This window comes from Roseobacter sp. EG26 (assembly GCF_049830555.1).
Taxonomy (GTDB): domain Bacteria; phylum Pseudomonadota; class Alphaproteobacteria; order Rhodobacterales; family Rhodobacteraceae; genus Roseobacter.
On the sequence record NZ_JBNBLH010000003.1, the window covers coordinates 142,068 to 162,837 of the forward strand.

Annotated in this window: 23 protein-coding genes; 8 read left to right on the forward strand and 15 right to left on the reverse strand. The window is 56.2% G+C overall.

Going from position 1 to position 20,770, the window contains the following annotated elements; all coding sequences use genetic code 11:
• The first annotated feature begins 1 nt into the window (after position 1).
• Positions 2–1,249: a 3-deoxy-D-manno-octulosonic acid transferase gene (locus ACOTTU_RS08560; RefSeq protein WP_425657335.1), complete on the forward strand. Its 1,248-nt coding sequence runs from the start codon at positions 2–4 to the stop codon at positions 1,247–1,249.
• Positions 1,236–2,231 carry a tetraacyldisaccharide 4'-kinase gene (lpxK, locus tag ACOTTU_RS08565; protein ID WP_425657337.1) on the forward strand — a complete coding sequence of 332 codons (996 nt, stop codon included), beginning with the start codon at positions 1,236–1,238 and terminating at the stop codon, positions 2,229–2,231. The genes ACOTTU_RS08560 and lpxK overlap by 14 nt, the downstream gene beginning before the upstream one ends.
• A gap of 11 nt (positions 2,232–2,242) precedes the next feature.
• Here lpxK and ACOTTU_RS08570 read toward each other — a convergent pair whose 3' ends face one another.
• The 3 genes from ACOTTU_RS08570 to ACOTTU_RS08580 are packed head-to-tail and all read right to left on the reverse strand — an operon-like array spanning position 2,243 to position 4,558.
• Positions 2,243–3,364: a CaiB/BaiF CoA transferase family protein gene (locus tag ACOTTU_RS08570; RefSeq protein WP_425657339.1), complete on the reverse strand. Its 1,122-nt coding sequence runs from the start codon at positions 3,362–3,364 to the stop codon at positions 2,243–2,245.
• The gene (locus ACOTTU_RS08575) at positions 3,364–4,035 is read right to left on the reverse strand and encodes a DsbA family protein (RefSeq protein WP_425657341.1); all 672 of its coding nucleotides are present in this window, start codon (positions 4,033–4,035) and stop codon (positions 3,364–3,366) included. Before ACOTTU_RS08575 ends, ACOTTU_RS08570 begins: the two co-directional genes overlap by 1 nt.
• Positions 4,036–4,048: 13 nt before the next feature.
• Positions 4,049–4,558: a DUF721 domain-containing protein gene (locus ACOTTU_RS08580; RefSeq protein ID WP_425657343.1), complete on the reverse strand. Its 510-nt coding sequence runs from the start codon at positions 4,556–4,558 to the stop codon at positions 4,049–4,051.
• 85 nt (positions 4,559–4,643) lie between these two features.
• On the opposite strand from ACOTTU_RS08580, the gene mutY reads away from it, so the two are divergent.
• From mutY to ACOTTU_RS08595, 3 genes are all read left to right on the forward strand, one after another.
• The gene (mutY, locus tag ACOTTU_RS08585) at positions 4,644–5,720 is read left to right on the forward strand and encodes an A/G-specific adenine glycosylase (protein WP_425657345.1); all 1,077 of its coding nucleotides are present in this window, start codon (positions 4,644–4,646) and stop codon (positions 5,718–5,720) included.
• Positions 5,721–5,791: 71 nt separating this feature from the next.
• The gene (locus ACOTTU_RS08590; protein ID WP_425657347.1) at positions 5,792–6,949 is read left to right on the forward strand and encodes an alkane 1-monooxygenase; all 1,158 of its coding nucleotides are present in this window, start codon (positions 5,792–5,794) and stop codon (positions 6,947–6,949) included.
• Between the two features lie 64 nt (positions 6,950–7,013).
• The gene (locus ACOTTU_RS08595; RefSeq protein WP_298915717.1) at positions 7,014–7,439 is read left to right on the forward strand and encodes a response regulator; all 426 of its coding nucleotides are present in this window, start codon (positions 7,014–7,016) and stop codon (positions 7,437–7,439) included.
• 137 nt (positions 7,440–7,576) lie between these two features.
• On the opposite strand, the gene ACOTTU_RS08600 is transcribed toward ACOTTU_RS08595, so the two are convergent.
• The 3 genes from ACOTTU_RS08600 to ACOTTU_RS08610 all read right to left on the reverse strand — a co-directional run bounded on the left by ACOTTU_RS08600 (position 7,577) and on the right by ACOTTU_RS08610 (position 10,039).
• Positions 7,577–8,674 carry a site-specific DNA-methyltransferase gene (locus tag ACOTTU_RS08600; protein WP_425657349.1) on the reverse strand — a complete coding sequence of 366 codons (1,098 nt, stop codon included), beginning with the start codon at positions 8,672–8,674 and terminating at the stop codon, positions 7,577–7,579.
• 86 nt (positions 8,675–8,760) lie between these two features.
• Positions 8,761–9,390 carry a ribonuclease HII gene (locus tag ACOTTU_RS08605; RefSeq protein ID WP_425657351.1) on the reverse strand — a complete coding sequence of 210 codons (630 nt, stop codon included), beginning with the start codon at positions 9,388–9,390 and terminating at the stop codon, positions 8,761–8,763.
• A gap of 169 nt (positions 9,391–9,559) precedes the next feature.
• Positions 9,560–10,039, reverse strand: coding sequence for a hypothetical protein (locus ACOTTU_RS08610; protein ID WP_425657352.1), 480 nt, complete (start codon positions 10,037–10,039; stop codon positions 9,560–9,562).
• A gap of 176 nt (positions 10,040–10,215) precedes the next feature.
• Between ACOTTU_RS08610 and ACOTTU_RS08615 the strand changes: the two genes are divergently transcribed.
• Both ACOTTU_RS08615 and ACOTTU_RS08620 read left to right on the forward strand, forming a co-directional pair.
• Positions 10,216–10,503: a hypothetical protein gene (locus ACOTTU_RS08615; RefSeq protein WP_425657353.1), complete on the forward strand. Its 288-nt coding sequence runs from the start codon at positions 10,216–10,218 to the stop codon at positions 10,501–10,503.
• Positions 10,475–11,179, forward strand: coding sequence for a winged helix-turn-helix domain-containing protein (locus tag ACOTTU_RS08620; protein WP_425657355.1), 705 nt, complete (start codon positions 10,475–10,477; stop codon positions 11,177–11,179). Before ACOTTU_RS08615 ends, ACOTTU_RS08620 begins: the two co-directional genes overlap by 29 nt.
• A gap of 104 nt (positions 11,180–11,283) precedes the next feature.
• Here the strand turns inward: ACOTTU_RS08620 and ACOTTU_RS08625 are convergent, their stop codons facing one another.
• From ACOTTU_RS08625 to ACOTTU_RS08650, 6 genes are all read right to left on the reverse strand, one after another.
• Positions 11,284–11,967 carry an aspartate/glutamate racemase family protein gene (locus ACOTTU_RS08625; RefSeq protein WP_425657357.1) on the reverse strand — a complete coding sequence of 228 codons (684 nt, stop codon included), beginning with the start codon at positions 11,965–11,967 and terminating at the stop codon, positions 11,284–11,286.
• Positions 11,968–11,973: 6 nt separating this feature from the next.
• Positions 11,974–12,696 (reverse strand): ABC transporter ATP-binding protein, encoded by a 723-nt coding sequence (locus ACOTTU_RS08630; RefSeq protein ID WP_425657358.1) that lies wholly within the window; start codon positions 12,694–12,696, stop codon positions 11,974–11,976.
• Positions 12,697–12,699: 3 nt separating this feature from the next.
• On the reverse strand, positions 12,700–13,482 hold the full coding sequence (locus tag ACOTTU_RS08635) for an ABC transporter ATP-binding protein (RefSeq protein ID WP_425657360.1): 783 nt from the start codon (positions 13,480–13,482) through the stop codon (positions 12,700–12,702).
• On the reverse strand, positions 13,479–14,459 hold the full coding sequence (locus tag ACOTTU_RS08640) for a branched-chain amino acid ABC transporter permease (RefSeq protein WP_298915741.1): 981 nt from the start codon (positions 14,457–14,459) through the stop codon (positions 13,479–13,481). Before ACOTTU_RS08640 ends, ACOTTU_RS08635 begins: the two co-directional genes overlap by 4 nt.
• Positions 14,460–14,463: 4 nt before the next feature.
• Entirely contained in the window at positions 14,464–15,333 is an 870-nt protein-coding gene (locus ACOTTU_RS08645; RefSeq protein ID WP_425657362.1) for a branched-chain amino acid ABC transporter permease, read from the reverse strand.
• A gap of 82 nt (positions 15,334–15,415) precedes the next feature.
• Entirely contained in the window at positions 15,416–16,594 is a 1,179-nt protein-coding gene (locus tag ACOTTU_RS08650; protein WP_298915745.1) for an ABC transporter substrate-binding protein, read from the reverse strand.
• 305 nt (positions 16,595–16,899) lie between these two features.
• On the opposite strand from ACOTTU_RS08650, the gene ACOTTU_RS08655 reads away from it, so the two are divergent.
• Positions 16,900–17,547 carry a GntR family transcriptional regulator gene (locus ACOTTU_RS08655; RefSeq protein ID WP_425657363.1) on the forward strand — a complete coding sequence of 216 codons (648 nt, stop codon included), beginning with the start codon at positions 16,900–16,902 and terminating at the stop codon, positions 17,545–17,547.
• A gap of 64 nt (positions 17,548–17,611) precedes the next feature.
• On the opposite strand, the gene ACOTTU_RS08660 is transcribed toward ACOTTU_RS08655, so the two are convergent.
• From ACOTTU_RS08660 to ilvD, 3 genes are all read right to left on the reverse strand, one after another.
• On the reverse strand, positions 17,612–17,983 hold the full coding sequence (locus ACOTTU_RS08660; protein ID WP_425657365.1) for a hypothetical protein: 372 nt from the start codon (positions 17,981–17,983) through the stop codon (positions 17,612–17,614).
• A gap of 11 nt (positions 17,984–17,994) precedes the next feature.
• On the reverse strand, positions 17,995–18,768 hold the full coding sequence (locus ACOTTU_RS08665; RefSeq protein WP_298915750.1) for a DUF6478 family protein: 774 nt from the start codon (positions 18,766–18,768) through the stop codon (positions 17,995–17,997).
• 144 nt (positions 18,769–18,912) lie between these two features.
• Entirely contained in the window at positions 18,913–20,646 is a 1,734-nt protein-coding gene (gene ilvD, locus ACOTTU_RS08670) for a dihydroxy-acid dehydratase (RefSeq protein ID WP_425657367.1), read from the reverse strand.
• Between the last annotated feature and the right edge of the window lie 124 nt (positions 20,647–20,770).

Consider the following 20,770-nt stretch of genomic DNA (forward strand, 5'->3'; position numbering starts at 1 on the left):
GATGGGCCGGTCATTCGGTCTGGCGGCCTATCGCGCCCTTTCCCGCAGGTCATCCAGCAAGTCTTTCAACCCCATCCGCGACCGCCCTCAAAACGCTCTGATCTGGATTCATGCAGCAGAGCCTGACAACCTTCTGGCCATTGAAGATCTGGCGCATCGGCTCTGTGCTGCGCGCTTTGATCTGAGTGTGTTGATCACGTTGCCTGATCGCGAAAGTTTAGATGCCGCCCGCCACAACTCATCGGGTCAGAGCGCGATTATCTTCGATGAAATTCCCTCTGAACATCCCGCTGCTGTAGACGCATTTCTTGCGCACTGGGAACCTGTCATCTGTATTTGGACATGGGGTGGCCTGCGACCCAATCTGGTTCACCAGACCCATGAAGCAGGTGTGCCGATGGCGTTGATCGACGCAGATATCGGTGGTTTTGACAGCAAGCGGGACCGATGGTTGCCTGATCTGTCGCGCGATTTACTGAGCAGTTTCACGGCACTCATGGCGCGGACCGGGGCGGCATTGCGACGCCTGGAAACACTGGGGCTGAGGCCGGAACAGATCGAGTTGACGCCGCCCTTGCAAGCCGGTGGTCAGGCCCTGCCTTGCGAGGACAAAGATCTGACGGATATGACGCAGGCCCTTGGCGGGCGTCCTGTCTGGTTCGCCGCGCGCATTCAAAAAGACGAAGAGCGTGCCGTTCTGTCCGCACATCGGCACGCCTTGAGGTTTTCGCACAGATTGCTTCTGATCCTGCATCCTGCCGATAATGCCCTGACGGATGAGCTGTCCCAGATGGCACATGACGAAGGGTTTCGTGTCTGCAATTGGTCATCCGATGGTGATCCAAATGAAGCCACGCAAGTCCTGCTGGTTGAAGACGAGGAGGACCTGGGATTGTTTTATCGGCTTGCGCCGGTTTCCTTTTTGGGAAGTTCACTCAAGTCAGGCCATGGGGGGTGCAACCCGTTTGAAGCCGCGGCCCTCGGCTCTGCCGTGCTTTACGGGCCTAACGTACGAAAATACCTGCCGTTCTACACGCGTCTGGCAAATGCAGGCGCGGCGCGCATTGTGAATGATGCACAGACGCTTGGCACAGCGGTGACCCGTTTGATCGCTCCGGACCAGGCGGCCGCGATGGCACATGCAGGGTGGGATGTGATCAGCCATGGGGCTGCCCTGACCGACAAGGTGATTGATCTGGTCAACACGACGCTGGACGGCCCGGCGGAGCATACCAATGCGAACGCCTGAATTCTGGTTCACGTCGCCTGACAAACCCGCATGGCCTGCCCGTCTCCTGAAACCTCTGGGCTGGATTTACGGAAGCGCCACAGCCAGAAGGCTACGGCAGGGCACCCCACTCAAGCTGGATATCCCAGTCGTTTGTGTCGGAAACATCAATGCAGGAGGGACAGGGAAAACACCTACTGTTATCGCAGTGCTGGAACATCTGACCTCACGCCATCATCACCCGCATGTTGTCACCCGAGGCTACGGCGGCACCTTGAAGGGCCCCATACGCGTGGACCCGGCGCGTCATACGGCGGCTGAGGTGGGTGACGAACCGCTACTGCTGGCCGCCTTTGCAGAAGTTTGGGTTGCGCAGGACCGGGCCGAAGGCGGCAAGGCTGCACAGGCGGCGGGCGCCACGGTTGTGGTTCTGGACGACGGGTTCCAAAACCCCGCTTTGCATCAGGACATCAGCATCGTGGTTGTCGATGCCGAACGCGGTTTTGGCAACGGGCTGTGCTTGCCGGCTGGCCCCTTGCGCGAACCGGTTGCCGCGGGTCTGGCCCGTGCTCATGCACTTTTGTCTATCGGGTCGCCATCCGCGCAGCGCGCATTCGATACACAGGGGGTACCCGTTGATCTGCCGCATGTTCGAGGCCAACTGGCACCGCTGCAAACCGGAATGATGTGGAAAGACGAGGCCGTTCTGGCCTTCGCAGGCATCGGACATCCGGAAAAATTCTTTGCCACATTGAGGGATCTTGGGGCCAATCTTGTTCATGCCGAGCCGCTGGAAGACCATCAGCCCTTGACGCCCGCGCTCATGGGGCGCCTTGAGGCTGACGCTAAATCCCGAGGCGCGCAATTGGTCACGACGGAGAAAGATGCCGTGCGCCTGCCAGCCTCTTTCAGAACCAAGGTCATCACCCTGCCCGTGCGCCTGAAGTTGGGCGCAGACTCAAATCCACTCTTTGATCTGCTGGACGGGTTGAAAGCTCCCTGAAACCATAGTCGTCAGTCTGTTGGATCATTCTCGCCCAGTTTTGGGGCAGGCCTTTTTAGCGACAGTTCGGCATCGGAAAACGTGAACGGTGACCGTACACCCGGCACACCGTCGAGCGATAGTTCCATCTCACGCGCTTTGACCTGAGCGTCCGCCATCACATCGGCCATGTCGTTGATCGGTCCCGCGGGAACACCTTCTGCCTCGCAAGCCGCGAGCAGATCGTCGCGTGTCCGCAGACGGGTCGCAGCGGTCAACCGTTCTATCATGTCAGCCCGGTTGGCCAGCCTGTCCACGTTTTTGAGGAACTCCGGCGCAGTGGCCATCTGCTCCAGTCCCAGCAGTTTGCACAGGCGCTGATATTGCCCGTCATTTCCGGTGGCAATGATCACATGTCCGTCTGCGCAATCAAAAACCTGATAAGGCGCCAGATTCACATGTGCATTGCCCATCCTTTGAGGCGGCACGCCGGTGGTCAGATAGTTCATTGCCTGATTGGACGTCACCGAAACAGCTACATCCAGCAGCGACATGTCAATATGTTGCCCACGGTCCGTCTGATGGCGTTGATGCACCGCTGCGAGAATGGCAGTTGTTGCATAAATCCCGGTCAGAATATCGGTGATGGCGATGCCGTATTTCTGGGGTTGTCCCTCTGGCTCGCCGGTCAGTGACATCAGCCCGGACATCCCCTGAATGATGAAATCATAGCCCGCCCGTGAAGCATAAGGTCCGCTGTGACCAAACCCCGTGATCGAGCAATAGATAAGCTGCGGAAACTCTCTGGACAGGCTGTCATAATCCAACCCGTATTTCGCCAGACCGCCGGTTTTGAAGTTCTCGATTAGGATGTCCGCGCCCGCCAGGAGCGATTTGACCTTTTGCTGACCTTCCCGGGTTCGAAAATCCGCAGTGACCGATTTCTTGCCCCGATTGGCGGAATGAAAATAGGCGGCGGAGATATCCTCGTCCCGCGTCACAAAGGGTGGTCCCCATTGGCGCGTGTCATCGCCCGCGGGGCTTTCTACCTTGGTAACGTCACAACCCAGGTCGGACAGCGTCTGGCCAGCCCAAGGGCCGGCCAACACGCGTGCCAGTTCAACGACCTTGAGACCGGCCAGCGGCGCCGTCATTACTCAGCTGCGGCGTCGATAAGTTCGGCCATCTCCGCGTAAGGCATATTGGAGTATTTCTGACCATTGATGACAAAGCTGGGTGTGCTGTCCACGCCGTCAGCGGTTGCATTTTCCTGATACCACGCCACCAGCGTCCGGGCGTTGTCGCCATCCTGCAAACAAGCCTCCATAGTGTCTGCATCCAACCCGGCCAGACGCCCGATCTTGCGCAACTCCTCGACAATGGCAGTCGGTTCGCCTGCCCGTGCCCATTCGGATTGGCCAGCGTAAATCAGATCGGCCATCCCAAAGAACTTTTCCGGTGTGCCTGCACAACGGGCAATCATCGAAGCCCAGAGGCCGTAGCGGTCAAAATAAACCTCGCGGTAGACGAAATTGATTTTGCCGGTGTCGATATAGTCGGCCTTGAGCTGCTTGTAGGCGCCCGCGTGGAAAGACGCACAATGCGGGCAGGTGAAGGATGCATATTCGATCACGGTCACCGGGGCGTCCGGATTGCCAAGGGTCATTTCAGCGATGGTGGAGGTATCGATATCCGCCTCCGTTTCCTGAGCGTTGGCAGCCCCCAGCGGATCAGCCGGCGTGACGGAAGTGCTGGGCGAGGTTATGAAATAGGCACCCAGCCCAAGAGCAGCCACGGCTGCAGAAATAATCATCATACGCGACATCGCAGGTTCCTTTTCAACGATTTGTCTTGTTTAGAATGTTTTCGCCAAGCCGTGCCAATGCGTCACGAAGTCCCGCATCTTCGACAGGGCTTGCGACCTCTGTTGCTTTTCGGCGTAGCGCAGGGTCAACCGGGGTCTTGTTTTGAACAGGTGCGGCGGGATCGAAGGCAACTTGCCCTTCCGCAAATCCGGTTCCGGCGGTCTGCGTCACCCGAATGCGGGCAATGGCGTTGTATCCGTAGACCGAGTTCACCTTTTGCCGCAGCTGTTCTTTCTGCATCTCCAGCATCGGGGCGTTCGATCCAGTGGTTAGCAGCGTCAGCGTGGCCCCCATGCCACCGCGCCCATAGCCGACCTCGACCGGTCGTGAGATCGACGCAATATCCTTGCCAACAATCTCTGCCCATTGGGTCAGCAACCGGCTTTGCGCAAAACCCCGGCTTTCGGAGGCCGAGCGAATCCGACCCGTAAGCAGGCTGGATGTGCGCTTGAAGCCTTTTGTACTGGCACGTCGGGGTGGCATCGCTATCTTTCACAGAACACACTTGCGTGAACATAGCGTCTCAGCGTGCGCGCAACCAGACCAAGCAGCCGGAAGATCATAAACATTGCGTGACATTTCCCACAATTCCGACCCTCTGAGCGATCGCTTGCTGGCTTGGTACGACATTCATGCCCGGCGCATGCCTTGGCGCGTATCGCCCCAGGATCGCAAGGCAGGCGTCTTGCCCGACCCTTACCGGGTGTGGATGTCAGAAGTGATGTTGCAACAGACCACTGTTGTGACGGTCAGGGACTACTTTCAGCGCTTCATGGAGCGTTGGCCAACGGTATCTGATCTGGCAGCGGCGCAAGATGCCGATGTGATGGGCGAATGGGCCGGGCTGGGGTATTACGCCCGGGCACGCAACCTGCTGAAATGCGCCCGGCAGGTTGTCTCGGACCACGGCGGGGTTTTCCCGGCAGATCATGCCGCTTTGCTGAAATTGCCAGGGATTGGTCCCTATACTGCGGCGGCGATCTCTTCGATTGCCTTTGATCTGCCCCACGCGGTTCTGGACGGCAATGTCGAGCGGGTGATGGCGCGACTGCGCGACATCCACACACCGCTGCCCGAAGCAAAACCAATCCTGATGCGTGAGGCGGAGATTTTGACACCCGACCAGCGTGCCGGAGACTATGCGCAGGCGGTCATGGATCTGGGTGCTACCATCTGCACCCCGCGCAATCCGGCCTGTGGCATTTGCCCGTGGTCGGAACCCTGCAAGGCCCGCGCCGAGGGTACGGCACCGACCCTGCCCCAAAAAACCCCGAAAAAAGCCAAGCCGACCCGATACGGCATTCTCTATATCGGCAGGCGCAAAGACGGCGCATGGCTGCTGGAAACACGACCGGAAAAAGGCCTCTTGGGGGGTATGCTGGGGTGGCCCGGGTCTGATTGGATAGATAAGGACAGCCCGATTCCGGAAACCCCCGCGCCCTGTGCCGGAGACTGGCAAATGGTATCGGGCGAGGTGCGCCACACATTCACACATTTTCACCTGCGCCTTGCCATTTACGTCGCAACGTTACCGGACGGAATTGCGGTTGAACGTGGACATTTTTCCACCCCGGAAACATTCAGGCCATCTGATCTGCCCACGGTCATGCGCAAAGCCTTTGATCTGGCCCGAAGTGCGTTTTGAGCGTTGCGTCACACTTGGTGAAACAGGCAAAGCCGTTCTAGATTGCGATCAAGAGGAGAACGGAAACCCTGATGCAAGATGACCTGAAAACCGTTCCAATGTCAGAGCTTGTGAAGATCACGCGCGCGGCACCCTTCTGGATGTCGATGCTGTTGGTCCCTGTCGCTTGGCTAAGTGCCCTTTATGGTGGTTGGACGATCTGGTTATTGCCGGTTGTCACCTGGTATCTGTTTTCCGCTCTCGACGCGCTTTTCGGGCGTGACGGGACCAATGCGGATCCGTCAACACCGGACGATCACCTTTACTGGTATCGCGCGGTGACCATGATATGGGCACCGGTCCAGTTTTTCCTGCTTTTCAGTCTGATCTGGTATGTGCCTCAGGCGCAGCACCTGAGCAGTTTTGACCGCATTATTCTCTTTTTTGGGGTTGGTGTGATCACCGGAACCGTCGGGATCAATTACAGCCACGAACTGATGCACCAGAAGAACAAGACTGAGCGATGGATGGCCGATCTGCTGCTTGCGATGGTGCTCTATTCACATTTCCGCTCGGAACACCTGCTGGTGCATCACCGCTATGTCGGCACGCCACGCGATGCGGTGACGGCGCGGTACAACGAAGGGTTTCACCGATTTTACCCACGCGTGCTGAAGCAATCCTTACGCTCGGCATTCCGTGCGGAGAAAGAAATGCTGGCACGGCGCAATCTGCCCTGGCATGACTTGGGCAATCCGTTCCTTAAATACTGGCTGTTGCAGGCGCTCATGCTGCTCTTGGCCTTCTTGCTGGGCGGTTGGTCGGGCCTTGGCCTTTTTGTGGTGCAAGCGGGCACCGCGATCTGGCAGTTGGAATTGGTCAATTATATCGAACACTACGGGCTGACGCGCAAACACCTGGGCGATGGAAAATATGAACACGTCAAACCCCAACATTCATGGAATGCAGATCATCGCGTTTCCAACTGGCTGTTGATCAATCTGCAACGACATTCAGATCATCACTACAAACCAGATCGCCGCTTTCCGGTACTGCAAACATACGCCGACACTGACGCCCCACAGTTGCCTTATGGCTATCCGGTCATGACCATGGTCGCGATGGTTCCGCCTTTGTGGCGGCGTGTGATGAACCCCAAGGTGCGCCGGTGGCGTCGAATGTACTATCCGGAAGTTACTGACTGGAGTGCTTACAACTCCGCGACCAACCCGTATCCGGGTGCAAACTGAACACCATATCTTAAGGCTTTTATGCGCATCTATCTCTTCAGGTGGACCGACGTGAGAGCCCAGAATGCAGCAGCAAATTGCAGCACCTCAGCATAGTACACAGACCCGTACTTGTCTGATTGTTGAAGACAGTACTTTTGATCAGGAGCGGATTAAACGTATCCTGGACAAAAGTTTCAAAGGTGTTTTTGTCGCCGTCGCCGCGACGATCGAAGACGCGCGGCAGCACATGTCTCAGTACCAAACCAGTTTCATCTTGCTGGACAACAATCTGCCTGACGGGACCGGGGCCAACTTCGCCGTCGAACTCGCTCAGGACCCAAACTTCGCAAAGATCCCGATTGTGATTGTCAGCGACTGGCCGACACCCTTCATGTTCGACAAAGCGCAATCCGCGGGTGTTATCCACGTTGTCAATAAGTCTGATTTTGGCGCGCGCTACATCCATGCGGCGATGAACCATAAAGTCATTCCCAAGCGTATTAACTGACACGCCTGAGTTTCGTCAGATGCTGGCGGATTTCATCATCGCAGAAAAAACCCCGCCTGACAGGCGGGGCAAGTTGAGTGCCTTGGAAGGCAGCCTCGTTCAGAAGGCCACAGGCACCGGCGGTGTTCAGTGAAAATTCAATTGGCCATCTCTGATCTGATCTGTTGGCGCAGGACATCAATCGGGACTTTTTTGCCTTCCCTCTTATAGGTCCAATACGTCCAGCCATTGCAGCTTGGGGCACCTTCAAGATGGGCTCCGACCTGATGGATCGACCCTTTGACATCATTGCCGATCAAGGTGCCATCGGCGCGTACTTTGGCAATCTGCCCGCGTGGCGAATATAGTTCTTCGCCGGGGCGCAACATACCGCGTTCCACAAGCTGGCCGAAGGGCACGCGGGGTTCAGCACGTTTCGAAGTCGACACCTGGAGTGCTTCGCGATCAAACTTGCGCACTTTCGAGATGCGTTTCTCCGCCACCTTCCGGTAGGCCGCTTCCCGTTCGATCCCGATAAAATCACGACCCAGCATCTTTGCGACCGCGCCCGTGGTACCGGTTCCGAAGAAAGGATCGAGAACAACGTCACCGGGATTGGTCGACCCTACTAACACGCGGTGCAGGAGACTTTCAGGCTTTTGCGTGGGGTGCGCTTTCTCACCTTGATCGTCTTTCAGACGCTCGTGACCAGTACAGATCGGCAGAACCCAATCCGAGCGCATCTGAATACCTTCATTCAGGGACTTAAGCGCTTCATAGTTGAAAGTATATTTGCTGGATTCGTCGCGCCCTGCCCAAATCATTGTCTCATGAGCATTGGTGAAACGTTTCCCGCGGAAATTCGGCATCGGGTTTGATTTGCGCCACACCACATCATTCAGAATCCAATATCCTGCATCCTGCAACGCAGCCCCGACGCGAAAAATATTGTGATAGCTGCCAATGACCCAGATCGCCCCGTTGGGTTTCAACAACCGTCGCGCGGCTTTCAACCACGCTTTGGTGAAATCGTCGTAGGCCTTGAAGCTAGAGAATTGATCCCAGGCATCGTCCACCGCATCCACGCGACTGTTGTCGGGCCTATGCAAATCACCTTTGAGTTGCAGGTTGTAGGGCGGGTCAGCGAAAATCAGGTCGATCGAAGCTGCCGGCAGGCTGTTCATCATCTCGATGCAGTCGCCGTCAAGAATAGTGTTCAAAGGAAGCGCTTTGGCGCCTTTGGTCTGGGTCATCATGTTCTGCCTCTGTACCGGTGCTTTTGCACTCGCTGGTTGAGACAAACATGAGTCAAAGGCGAATCGGGGTCAATTTCTTTTTTGAATCAAGGCTTTAACATTTTTTCTTGATACAACATATTGTGTACCGGTTTAAACGTTCGTCTATGGTGTGGGGTTGGCCCAAGATTTTGAAGCGCAGACATGTGGCTTTTTGATCCATATCCCATGTTCGTCTCCCAACCATAACCCGGATGCTGTTGCGCCAAATCCACCATGATCTTGTCGCGACATATTTTCGCCACAATTGACGCCGCAGAAATCGACAGACAACGTGTATCTCCCTTGACCACCGGTTGGGCTGATATGTTCATGCCGCGTGGCACCATCGAGCCGTCGATCAGCACATGATCCGGTGCAACATCAAGGCCCGCGACAGCGCGCTGCATGGCAAGGTGACTGGCCCGCAGTATGTTATGCTGTTCGATTTCTTCAACGCTCGCGTGCCCGATTGAGAAATCGGCACTTTGCATCAGCAACTCGGCCAGATGAGTCCTGCGCTTGGCGGTGAGCTGTTTGGAATCGTTTAGCCCGTCGGGAATGCACGCGGGGTCCAGGACTACCGCCGCCGCAGTCACCGGACCGGCCAGTGGCCCGCGCCCAACCTCATCAACACCGGCCACCCGGAGCTTTCCGGATGCATAGGCCGCCTGTTCCATTTCGAAATCGGGTTTCATCTCTTCTGCATCCAATGATCCTGCAAAAGGTGCAACCCCCCATGAAAAAACGCGCGCCCTTTAAAGACGCGCGTTACACTGGTTAAGCAAAAGAAGGAGGCGCCCGAACGCCCCCTTCCTGAACAAAGCCGGTTTTGGGGGACCCACCCGGCTTTGCATCAGCGCGTCATTAGCGGCGCGCTAATTGGTATCCTCTGTCGCGCAGGCAACGGGCATCGTATCCCCGACGGGACTGATCATCGCCGCGCAGGCGAATAAAGCAGTCACGCGGCAATTTGTTGACGTGCTTGTAGTTCCGCTCAAGACAGCGCTTGCCGAAATAGCGAACGCGCCCTTGGCGGGTTTGCGCGCTGCGCAGGCAATCACCCGGCAACAAACGCCGTTTTGCGCGGTTCGGAAGCGGGCGCGGTTCGAGATCGTAAACGCGGGGGCTGCTTTCATAGATGGGCGCCTGGTAAGTATTCCGGGTGACCGTGTCGCGCTCTTTATGGCGCTTGTTTCGATCATGAATGACCTTGCCGACAATCGCGACCCCGGCGATGGCGGCAAGCGCCTTCAGCAGGTCGTTGTCGGCACGGGCAGGCGCGCTGCCAATCGCGGTAACAGCCAGAGCGGCAGCAACGATCGTGGCAATGAATTTACGGTGCATCGGGAACCCCTTTCAGTAGATATTGTCCAGCCGTCCGAGAACCGACCGTCTTGTCCCGATCAAACTGGGCTCGCCCCCCTCCGACAGGCAATATCGCTCGGCTGATATCTGATAACAAAACGGCTAAGGCCCCTTTGTTATTGAATATCTCATCGTTCATGCGCAGGATTGGGCGCATGAAACACATGTCTCTCATTTTGGGCGTCGTGGTCACATTGCTGATACCAGATTCTGGATTTTCAGCGGACTGCTATGCCGATTACAAAGCCAAACAAGACAACCCGTTGCGGCTGCACTATGGTGTGGCGCAAATCTCGGAGTGCTCAAAAGGTGCAGCCAAAGCTGAACTGTCAGCACGGCTCGCAGCACAGGGATGGACCTTGCTGAACATCGTTTCAGTGTTCGACGAAAGTGGTTTGGCAAAAAGGAAACAGAGTGCAGGACCCAACTACCTCCGCTTCTGAAATGCGTCGTTCCGGCGGTCGGATTGTCATTCTTGGGATTGCTGCGATTGTTGTTATCCTGCTGCTTGCCGCGGGCATGCTGTTCTGGGCGCTGCCCGATGGCAATGCCTTCAACGCACGCGTCGAACAGTTGTTCATCGAGAACAATGACCTTACGGCTTTGGCGGAAATAAAACTCCTGGAGATCCTTGCGCAATCCGGAACAGCTTTTTCCGATACGCTGATGAGCTACCGATTGGTCATCTTTGTCCTGCTGGTCTTTGCCACTGCAATGTTGATCGCCGCGCTGGTCTTTCTGATCATGTTGGTTGGCTTCAACCGCCGCATGGCCCAAATCGAGCGCGCCGGTATTCAGGTCAACTCGCTACTGATCAGCCGGGAAGAAAACACTGTCTATCTGAACAATCTTGGATTCAAACTGACGGACGCGGCGATGGAAACGATGTCGGTCCTCGCCGAAGCACGGATGGATGATGATGTTCTCTCCGGCTCAGAGATCGAAGGGGTCATTTCGGGCCGGCCCGCGGTTGATTGCGAGGAAGCCGCCGGTGCCACGCGCATCAAACGCCTGCGAGATACATTGGGCAACCAGATCGTCGCCGAGCTTCTGGTGAAAAACATCGCGCGGCGCGGCTACATGCTCGCAATCGACAAAGATGTCATCAAGGTGATCTGAAACGTTTCGGCATGTAAGAGCAGCGACGAATGCGTCAAATCGCGGTCGAAACACCTAGCGCCGCCCCCGGGGAGAGGGGTTCTTGCGGCTACGCAACATAGTGCCTAGCCAGCGGCATAAGCCCCAATTTTTGAGGTACTCAATCCGGTGTTGACGAGAGCTTCGGCAAAGGCGATTCCGGCTGCGACTCCGTCAATAACAGGTACACCGAATTCGTCACTCAATTGTGCCATCAGATCAGCCATGCCCGCACACCCCAAAACGATGGCTTCCGCGCGGTCTTCGACAATGGCCGAGCGAATCTCGTCCCTGATTCTGGAAAGCGTTGCGGGATTACCCTCTTCCAACTTCAATACAGGGATATCGGTGGCACGTACACGTACGCATTTTTGCGACAGACCGTAACGCATCAGATTGTTCTCTAACCCCGGCACAGAGCGCGCCAGAGTTGTGATGACACTGAACTTTGTAGCGATCATGCTGGCCGCGTGGTACGCCGCTTCCCCAATGCCAAGAACCGGCACCGGTACCATGCACCGCAGGGCATCAAGCCCGGTATCGTCAAAACATGCGATCACAATGGCGTCGATGTCGGAATGTTGTTTCACCTCTGTCAGCAACCCGGGTACGCAAGTCGCCACATCCAGAAACCCCTGGATACTAGGAGGGCCGTTTTTTGAATTTGCGGCAACAATCTCGGTGTCTGCGCGGGCGGTCACGCGCGCGACAGCGGCAATTTTTGCGGTCATCGAGGCCGTTGTATTTGGATTGACGATCAGAATTTTCATCTCAGCTTAAACCTCGCCGCCAAGGTAGGCGGCCTTAATCCGGTCATCATGCAGCAGTTCTTTTGAATTACCTTCGATCACCACCTTCCCCGTCGCCATTGCATAGGCACGATGGGAGATGCTGAGCGCCATGCGTGAATTCTGCTCGACCAGCAAGACAGAGACACCTTCGTCGCGGTTGATTGCAACGATCGAACGCGCAATGTCCTGAACAAGCTTGGGCGCGATCCCAAGACTGGGTTCATCCAGCAACAGCAGTTTGGGTTTGGCCATTAAGGCGCGGCCAATGACCATCATTTGTTGCTCGCCCCCCGACAATGTGCCGGCCGCCTGCGCATAACGTTCCTTCAAGCGTGGAAACCGGTGCAGAATACTGTCCAATGTCAGTTGAATCTTGGCTTTGTCGTTGCGCGTAAAAGCCCCCATCATCAGATTGTCTTTGACCGACATGTAGGGAAAAACGCGACGCCCCTCGGGCACCATCGCGATACCTTTTTTGACGATATCCGAAGGGTTTGTCCCATCAATGCGTTCGCCTTCAAAGGAAACCGTTCCTTTGAAGGGCTGTGCCAGACCCGTGATGGCCCGCAGGATCGATGATTTCCCCGCGCCGTTGGCCCCGATCAAGGCCACGGTTTCCCCCTGATCGAGCGCCAGAGAGACACCCTTCAGCGCATAAACGTGGTCGTAGTAAAGCTCGACTTCCCTGAAATCCAACATGCTTGTCATGCCCTACATCCCGATCTCGTCATCGGCACTACCAAGGTAGGCCTCAATGACTTTTTCATTGTTCTGGATTTCCGACGGCGTTCCTTCGGCAATCTTTTCGCCAAAGTTCAACACCACAATCCGGTCGGATATGGTCATGACCGCCGGCATGTCGTGCTCCACCAGCAAAACCGTGACACCGCGCGCATCGCGGACCGAGCGGACCAGCTCAACCATACGCATGGTTTCATCATGGTTCATGCCCGCAAAAGGTTCGTCCAGCAGCAGAACCTTGGGCCCGGTCGCAAGGCCAATCGCAACGCCAAGCGCCCGCAGATTGCCCTGCGGGAGATTACTTGCCAGCTCGTCACTGATCTCCGACATGCCGAGGAACTCCAGCAGCTCATCGGCATATTTTCCAAAGGATACAACATCGTCTTTTGCTGCTTTCGACCCCCAGAAGTAACCGCCAAGCGAGGCCTTCGCACGTAAATGCTGAGCAACAATCACGCTTTCGCGCACGGTCATGCTTTTGAAGATCGTTGTTTCCTGAAATGTCCGGACAACGCCTTTGCGCGCCACGACATGCGGTTTGAGATTTGATATCCTCTCTCCGCCAAAGAGGACCTCACCCGAAGTGGTTGGTACGAAAGAGGAAATCATCTTGAACAAGGTCGATTTTCCAGCCCCGTTGGGACCGATCACCGAGAGTATTTCATTTTCCGACACGTCGAAACTGATGTCATTGTTCGCGGTCAGACCACCGTATTTCTTGGTGACATTCTTGATCTGGAGAAGGGGGGTCATTTTGGCCCTCCCTTGCCCAATCGCAGGCTCAGCAATCCATTGGGCAGGAAACGAATGACCGCGATCAGAATGAGCGAGTAGACAAGCAGTTGGTATTTGCCGAGTTCAAAGAGCAAATCCCACCCAAAATAGAGCACCAGAGTGCCCAGCATGGGCCCGAAGACGTAGCCAAGCCCGCCCAGAAAGCAGTTCAGCATGAAATTGACGGAATCAGCGACCTGGAAGCTGGAGGGATAAACCGACTGCGCGATTGACCCGAACATCGCCCCGCCGATCCCACCAAAAAAGGAGGAGATCGCGAAGATGACAATACGAATATAGCTGATGTTCACGCCGATGGAACTTGCCAGTTCCTCGTTCTGCTGCATCGACCGGCAGAGATGACCCAGCCGCGAATTCACCAGCCGATAAAGAGCGGCATAGGTCAGGATCATCAGAATGCAGGCGGCATAGTAGAAGGCCAGCTTTGTGTTCTCCATCGCCGCGAAATCTGGGATGATCGGGACGCCGAAAATCGAAATTCCAGAAGGTAGCGGGATTGAAGAGATGCCCTTCGCGCCATTTGTAATGGGCAAGGCAAGCGCTGTAAGCGTGACCACTTGCGTCAACACCAGTGTTATCATCGCGAAGTAGACGCCCCGCAGGCGCAAGATCGGTAAACCTATCAGAATGGCCACAAGTGCTGCAAAGAGACCTGCCGCCGGAAGTGAGATCCAGAATGAGACGCCGCCCTTTACCACCAAAATGGCGGAGACATAGGCTCCGATCAGAGCGAATGCGCCCTGACCGATGTTGATGCGACCGATATAGAAAGTCAGCCAGACGCCGGCACTTGCGATGGCAAGAAGCGCCACGGATGTCAGGGTAAAGTAGAAATCCCAACGGCCGGTTATACGAATAAGCACAGGGACCGCGACGAACACGGCGAAGAGGAACAATCCTACCCCGACCAATTGTTTTGATGTGAGGTTTTTCATGAAATCAGCCCCAAGGCTTGCCCATCAGACCCTGAGGTCTGATCGCAAGAAAAATCATCAGTGAGACGAAGATCAGCAGGTAGGTGATATCGCCGTATTGAGAGAGGACCGCCAGCCCGATCGCTTCCATGAAACCCAGGATGATTCCGCCCCAGATCGCGCCGGAAATCACGCCAGCGCCACCGATCATCACCATCATGAAAGCTTTGATCGAGGTTGGGCCGCCCATCCCGAGGTTGACGCCGGTAATCGTGACGAGCAGTCCGCCTACAAGACCTGCAAGCATTGCACCGAGCGCAAATCCTATCATGGAGTAGCGATCAACATTCACCCCCATCAGCTGCGCTGCTGTCCGGTCTTGCGCCAACGCGCGCAGCGCCCGTCCGGTCTTGGAATACTGCATGAGGCAGATAAAGGCGACGATCGACAGGATCGCCAGAACACAGATCACGATACGGTCATATGGCATGATCAGCCTGAAATCATAGTTGAATACGCCATTGACGATCTTGGGGACACCCCGTTGTTTCTCTCCGAAAATCAACAGGATAAGCGCATCCAGAAGGAACGCGATACCCGCAGCCAGAAGCATGGTGCTCTCTTCACGGGCAGATCCCTTGATCACCGGTGCAAAGAGAAACTTCTCAATCAGCGCGCCCAGAACAGCGAGCGTAAGACATGAAATGATCAGAGCCAGAACGAACGGCACCCCTAATTGACCATAGAACGTGTAGGTGACGAAGCCTCCGATCACATACATCTGACCATGCGCAAAGTTCAGGACATTCATCAGAGCAAAAATCAGGGTCAGTCCAAGCGCGATCATCGCGTATTGAGACCCCAGATAGACGCCATTGGCCAATATCTGTTCCATTGGTTTATTCCTTCAGGAAGAAAATCCCAGACCCGCCGGGCCCGGGGAAGTTGCCCTGACCATGCAGGGCAACCAGTTGGTTTTAGTCAACTTCGGCGACGAAGAGTGTTTCGAACACGCCATCCTGATAGACATTCACCACCAAAGGTACGGCAACCTGACGGCGCTGACCGAAGGATGACATGCCGACATACCGGAGCTTCGCATCACCATTCATGTAAGGGTTTGGTGCCTCGAAGGTGTCCATGCTGGCCTGAAAGACATCCACATCCTTGATCGCCGAGGGCTCCGCCTTGAGGGTTTCGAGGATGTACTCCAATGCGTAGACTTTTGTATTGGACTCGTCGTTGTACTCACCGAACATCTTTTTATAGCGGTCGACAAACTCGTTCATCATGGGCGATGCCAATTCCGGTGTGGAGGCGCCGCCGACAGAAATGAAACCATTCGCCAGATCGCCGGCACCTTCAGCCAGAACACCCGCGTCCTGCGCCGTTTCAGTCGAGATCAAACCCTCGAAACCCAGTTCGCGTGCGGAACGGATCAATTGTGGCGCATTTGCCGGGGACACCCCCGAAAGAACCAGCAAATCAGGGCGCGAACGCATGACAGGGGTCAGTACCGGTGTGAAATCCGTGGTATCAACCTGGTATGTGACATTGTCGGAAACGACTTCCAGCCCAAGCTCCTTGGCCGCCGCAACCCCGCCATCCCGCTGGCTGAGCGGATCAGATTCATTGGCCGCAATAAAGGCGACAGTTTTGACGCCCTCGTTTTCCATCAGATATTTGTAGATCGCTGGTCCAGACTGATAGTTGGCCACCATGCCCAAAACTGCGTTTGACGCGGGAGCCTGGTAGAGCGATTTGGGGAAAGCGTAAGGGAAATACATGATGCCATTGGCCTCAGCGACCGGACGAACGGCGGCTGCCCCGTCATCCACGTTAGGCCCCACGACATAGTGGATACCTTCCTGTGCCATTTTTTCCATACCCGCAATCGCCCGCTTCGGGTCCTTCTGATCATCGAAGGAAACGATCTCGATGTCATAGGTTGTCTCACCGATGGTATATCCGCCGGTTTCGTTGATCCACGCCGCCCGAGCTTCCATGGAGCGCTGGTTTGATATACCCCAAGCCGCAGCAGGCCCGCTGGTCACGCCGACAAATCCGATCTTCAGAACTGGGTTTTCCGCAAGCGCCATCGTGGCCTGAAGCGCAGTGACAATCACTGCCGTTTTCAAAAGCGTTCGTCTTTGCATTTCTAAACTCCCGTTGAATTTCAATTTGACGCTCAACGCGCCTTTCTTGGCCGGCAGTTCGATGGAAATCCTCTGGTTGCCGCACCATCAGTTCACGATTGTTAACAATTTATGTCAACATATTAATCAACTCTTGATAACAAAAATCTTGAAATACCCGCATCATTGCTTGCAGTTTGAGCAGTTTCGAGCGCTATATGATTATGAAAAGGGCGGTTTTGAAAGGTTCGGATGTGAACGGCGAAACTCAAGTAAAAGCTTACAGTGAAAACGAAAATTCGGCTGACCCGACAGAAAAGACGATTGTGGACCGAATCTACCGGGCAGTGATGGAGCAGCGCCTTGCTCCAAACACAAAACTGAGTGAGGCCCGGCTGTGCGAAACTTTCGGGGTCGGCCGAATGCGCGTTCGGCGCGCACTTTTGCTGTTGTCGAGCCAGGGAATCATAGATCTTCAGTCCAACCGTGGCGCCTATGTCGCCTGCCCCGATAAATCCGAAGCTCGGGATGTATTTGACGCCCGCATGCTGATCGAACCGCCACTTGTGAAACAACTGGCACAGAAATCAGATGGCACTAGCCTGAGGATACTCTCGGACCATATCGCGCTGGAAGATGCGGCCCGCGCGCGGCATGAACGCACGGAGATGATCCGTTTGTCTGGCGAGTTTCACGTCAAGCTGGCGCAAGCTGGCGGCAACAGCGTCATTTCACGGATGATGCGCGAACTCGTTACCCGCACCTCGCTGATCGTTGGTCTGTTTGGATCGTCGGATACGGCAAGCTGCCCCGATGACGAGCATACCAAAATCCTGAATGCCATCCATGCAGGAGATGCACGACGGGCGGAGAAGCTGCTCATCGCGCATTTGAATCATATCCAGAGCGGGCTGGACATGGATGCGCGAAAGCAGCCTCCCGATGATCTGGCGAGTATCCTGGGGCCGGATTGAGATTGATCTTGCGGCGCACACTGAAGGACCAAGCCAAACGGTCAAACCTGATCAAATTTATGGGTTAGGTGGTTTCGACGCAATGTCTGCGAAACGCCCGTTTCAGCATGTCCAGCTCTGCCCGCAGTAGGTCCACCTCCGCACGCAGATCATCCCCCAATGCCTCACCTGCTATCAACGTGAAGCTGTCAAGCTGCGCGCCTGTTTCAACATCCGTAATAAGGATCGTCTGAACCCCATCGGCAATCGCCTCCGACGGTACCGGGATCTGCAGCAGCCATCCACCTGCCTCCCGGGCCTCTGTCAGCGTGACGTCCTCCAAGGGATTTTCAAGGTGCGTCACATTCAGCTTGGGTTTGGTATCACCCGCGCCTGTGACCAGCCCCTCCCAAATGCCACCCTGCATCTTCGATTTTGTCACGACCAACTGGTTCATACCCGACCTTCCTAGATCTGCGCGCGGGCGCGGCGTGAAAAAGTCAGGTCACGCAATGTGACCATGTTCATCTCGGGGCCTTCGAAAATGAAATCGATCCAGGCCTTTTCGATACGTTTTTCGTTCAGGCTTGAATAAGCGAGATCAAATTCCACCTCGACCTCCTTGCCCGCCACCGACAACTCCCGCACGATTTGCTCGGTGTTCGGCCCGTGCCGGATATTGAGCCGGACAAATATCTCGATTGGCTTCTCCATCTCCACAATGCTTTCCACGCGCAGAATATGAGTGCGTTTCAAACCACCTGTTGCTGCCTCCGGCAAATCGACGACCACAGACAGGAAAGACCCGTCAAAGCGAAATACATCAACGCGCAAGCCGTAAGGTGCGAGATCTTCCTGCCGCGTGTTGCGAACCTGCCGGAGCGTCAGTTCCGAGTGATCGCAATCATGAAACAGTGTTACCTCATCGCCGAGCATGGATTTGTTCTGTACCGATGAAATACCCGGGGTGGCCAAGGGACCGCGCCATAGCTCCGGACGCCAGGCCCAATCGGCGTTATGCGGCCTGGGAAAGCTGCTGGATCCGACAATCGGAAGTGCCAATCGTTCGTCGGCCACGTGAATAAGCCTGTCCAGATGAGCCCGCAGCAATCTTGCGCGTGTACGCTGTTTGCGCAGGACGGAAATTTTGGCGGTACTGGCCTCTCGTGCCGAAAGGGCCCAGCGCTGCAATGCGCGCCGGTATATCGCCGTATCCCAGAAGGTGTCGCCGCCCTTACCCATCGGTTTTCGTGTGCCTCAAATCCTGCGCTCTTCCTTATCTAACGAAAGAGTTTCCGGTTTATAAACCATGAATTTGAGACAATCTGCCGGAAATAGTGAAATTGTTGCCCCTGCGCGCGTCGAACACGCCCAGAGGCAATGGCGCTACAGCTCCATATAGTCGTGGCCCTCTTCCTTGCCGCCAGGGTGGGTCACAGCACCAAGATAGGTTGGACCGACAAGCTTTGCATATTTCCAAAGTGCGCCTGCACCGTAGATCGTTGGGCGTGGGCCGGCCCAAGCGGCCTTGCGTTCGGCCATTTCCTCATCTGACACGTCCACCGAAATAGTGCCTTCGATGGCATTGAGGGTGATCAGATCGCCGTCTTTGAGCAAGGCAATCGGGCCCCCATGGGCTGCCTCGGGTCCGACGTGACCCACACAGAAGCCGCGCGTCGCCCCGGAGAACCGACCGTCCGTGATCAGGGCGACCTTCTTGCCCATGCCCTGCCCGGAAAGTGCCGCCGTTGTCGCCAGCATTTCGCGCATGCCCGGCCCACCGGCGGGCCCTTCGTTACGGATGACGAAGACGTCGCCCTCTTCATAGGTGCGGTTCTGGACGGCCTCGAAGGCGTCCTGCTCACATTCGAAAACACGGGCAGGGCCGGTGAAAAGCTGGTGCTGGGGTTCCATCCCGGCAATTTTCACAATTGCACCTTCAGGGGCGAGATTGCCCTTGAGCCCGACGACACCGCCGGTTTTGCTAAGTGGCGTTTCCACCGGATAAATCACCCGACCATCTGCTTCGAGAGAGACTTTGTCGATCTCCTCGCCGATGGAATATCCTGTGGCTGTCATGCAGTCTTCGTGGATAAGACCCGCCTTGCGCAACTCTTTCATCACGACAGGCACGCCGCCTGCCTCATAGAGATCCTTGGCAACATAGGCCCCGCCGGGTTTGAGATCGACGAAATAAGGCGTGTCGCGGAAAATCTCGCAGACATCTTCGAGGAAGAAATCAATGCCCGCTTCATGCGCCATTGCGGGCAGGTGCAGACCCGCATTCGTGGAACCACCTGTGCAGGCGACGATCCGGGCCGCGTTTTCCAGCGACTTGCGCGTCACGATATCGCGCGCGCGGATGTTTTTCTCGATCAGGTTCATGACCGCCGCGCCGGAGGCTTCGGCATAGGCGTCGCGGCTTTCGTAAGGAGCAGGCGCACCGGCGGAATTGGGCAGCGCCAGACCAATGGCCTCGGAGACACAGGCCATGGTGTTGGCGGTGAACTGACCCCCACAGGCACCGGCGGAAGGGCAGGCGACGGCTTCGAGCTTTTCCAACTCGCAGGTGCTCAGATTGCCCGCCTGATGCTGGCCCACGGCCTCAAACACGTCCTGAACGGTCACGTCCTTGCCGTTGAGCCGACCGGGCAGGATCGACCCGCCATAAAGGAAAACGGAAGGCACATTCAGACGGATCATCGCCATCATCATGCCGGGCAGGGATTTGTCGCAGCCCGCGAGCCCCACGATGGCGTCATAGCAATGGCCGCGCATGGTCAATTCGACCGTATCGGCAATGGCCTCGCGCGACGCCAGCGATGAGCGCATGCCTTCATGACCCATCGCGATGCCGTCCGTCACAGTGATCGTAGTGAACTCGCGCGGTGTGCCGCTTTCGCGCTTCACACCCATCTTCACCGCCTGGGCCTGACGGTTGAGCGCGATGTTGCACGGCGCGGCCTCGTTCCAACAGGTCGCCACGCCCACCAGCGGTTGGTGAATTTCTTCATCCGTCATGCCCATCGCATAATAATAAGACCGGTGCGGCGCGCGCGCCGGGCCTTCTGTTACGTGGCGGCTGGGCAGTCTGGATTTATCAAAACGCTGGCTGGTCACGGGCATCCCCCCTCAAAAAATCGTCCGATACGGCATAGCCAGTCCCCCTCCAGCCTGCAAGGACCAAGCGTTCAGATCTGCACATGGCCTGACCATTTGTGCGCTTGTATTGCCAAAACCGCGA

Coding starts and splice junctions, on each gene's coding strand:
- ACOTTU_RS08560 (WP_425657335.1), top strand. CDS start 2: ATGGGCCGGTCATTCGGTCTGGCGGCCTATCGCGCCCTTTCCCGCAGG.
- lpxK (WP_425657337.1), top strand. CDS start 1,236: ATGCGAACGCCTGAATTCTGGTTCACGTCGCCTGACAAACCCGCATGG.
- ACOTTU_RS08570 (WP_425657339.1), bottom strand. CDS start 3,364: ATGACGGCGCCGCTGGCCGGTCTCAAGGTCGTTGAACTGGCACGCGTG.
- ACOTTU_RS08575 (WP_425657341.1), bottom strand. CDS start 4,035: ATGTCGCGTATGATGATTATTTCTGCAGCCGTGGCTGCTCTTGGGCTG.
- ACOTTU_RS08580 (WP_425657343.1), bottom strand. CDS start 4,558: ATGCCACCCCGACGTGCCAGTACAAAAGGCTTCAAGCGCACATCCAGC.
- ACOTTU_RS08590 (WP_425657347.1), top strand. CDS start 5,792: ATGCAAGATGACCTGAAAACCGTTCCAATGTCAGAGCTTGTGAAGATC.
- ACOTTU_RS08595 (WP_298915717.1), top strand. CDS start 7,014: ATGCAGCAGCAAATTGCAGCACCTCAGCATAGTACACAGACCCGTACT.
- ACOTTU_RS08600 (WP_425657349.1), bottom strand. CDS start 8,674: ATGATGACCCAGACCAAAGGCGCCAAAGCGCTTCCTTTGAACACTATT.
- ACOTTU_RS08605 (WP_425657351.1), bottom strand. CDS start 9,390: ATGAAACCCGATTTCGAAATGGAACAGGCGGCCTATGCATCCGGAAAG.
- ACOTTU_RS08610 (WP_425657352.1), bottom strand. CDS start 10,039: ATGCACCGTAAATTCATTGCCACGATCGTTGCTGCCGCTCTGGCTGTT.
- ACOTTU_RS08615 (WP_425657353.1), top strand. CDS start 10,216: ATGAAACACATGTCTCTCATTTTGGGCGTCGTGGTCACATTGCTGATA.
- ACOTTU_RS08625 (WP_425657357.1), bottom strand. CDS start 11,967: ATGAAAATTCTGATCGTCAATCCAAATACAACGGCCTCGATGACCGCA.
- ACOTTU_RS08630 (WP_425657358.1), bottom strand. CDS start 12,696: ATGACAAGCATGTTGGATTTCAGGGAAGTCGAGCTTTACTACGACCAC.
- ACOTTU_RS08635 (WP_425657360.1), bottom strand. CDS start 13,482: ATGACCCCCCTTCTCCAGATCAAGAATGTCACCAAGAAATACGGTGGT.
- ACOTTU_RS08640 (WP_298915741.1), bottom strand. CDS start 14,459: ATGAAAAACCTCACATCAAAACAATTGGTCGGGGTAGGATTGTTCCTC.
- ACOTTU_RS08645 (WP_425657362.1), bottom strand. CDS start 15,333: ATGGAACAGATATTGGCCAATGGCGTCTATCTGGGGTCTCAATACGCG.
- ACOTTU_RS08650 (WP_298915745.1), bottom strand. CDS start 16,594: ATGCAAAGACGAACGCTTTTGAAAACGGCAGTGATTGTCACTGCGCTT.
- ACOTTU_RS08660 (WP_425657365.1), bottom strand. CDS start 17,983: ATGAACCAGTTGGTCGTGACAAAATCGAAGATGCAGGGTGGCATTTGG.
- ACOTTU_RS08665 (WP_298915750.1), bottom strand. CDS start 18,768: ATGGGTAAGGGCGGCGACACCTTCTGGGATACGGCGATATACCGGCGC.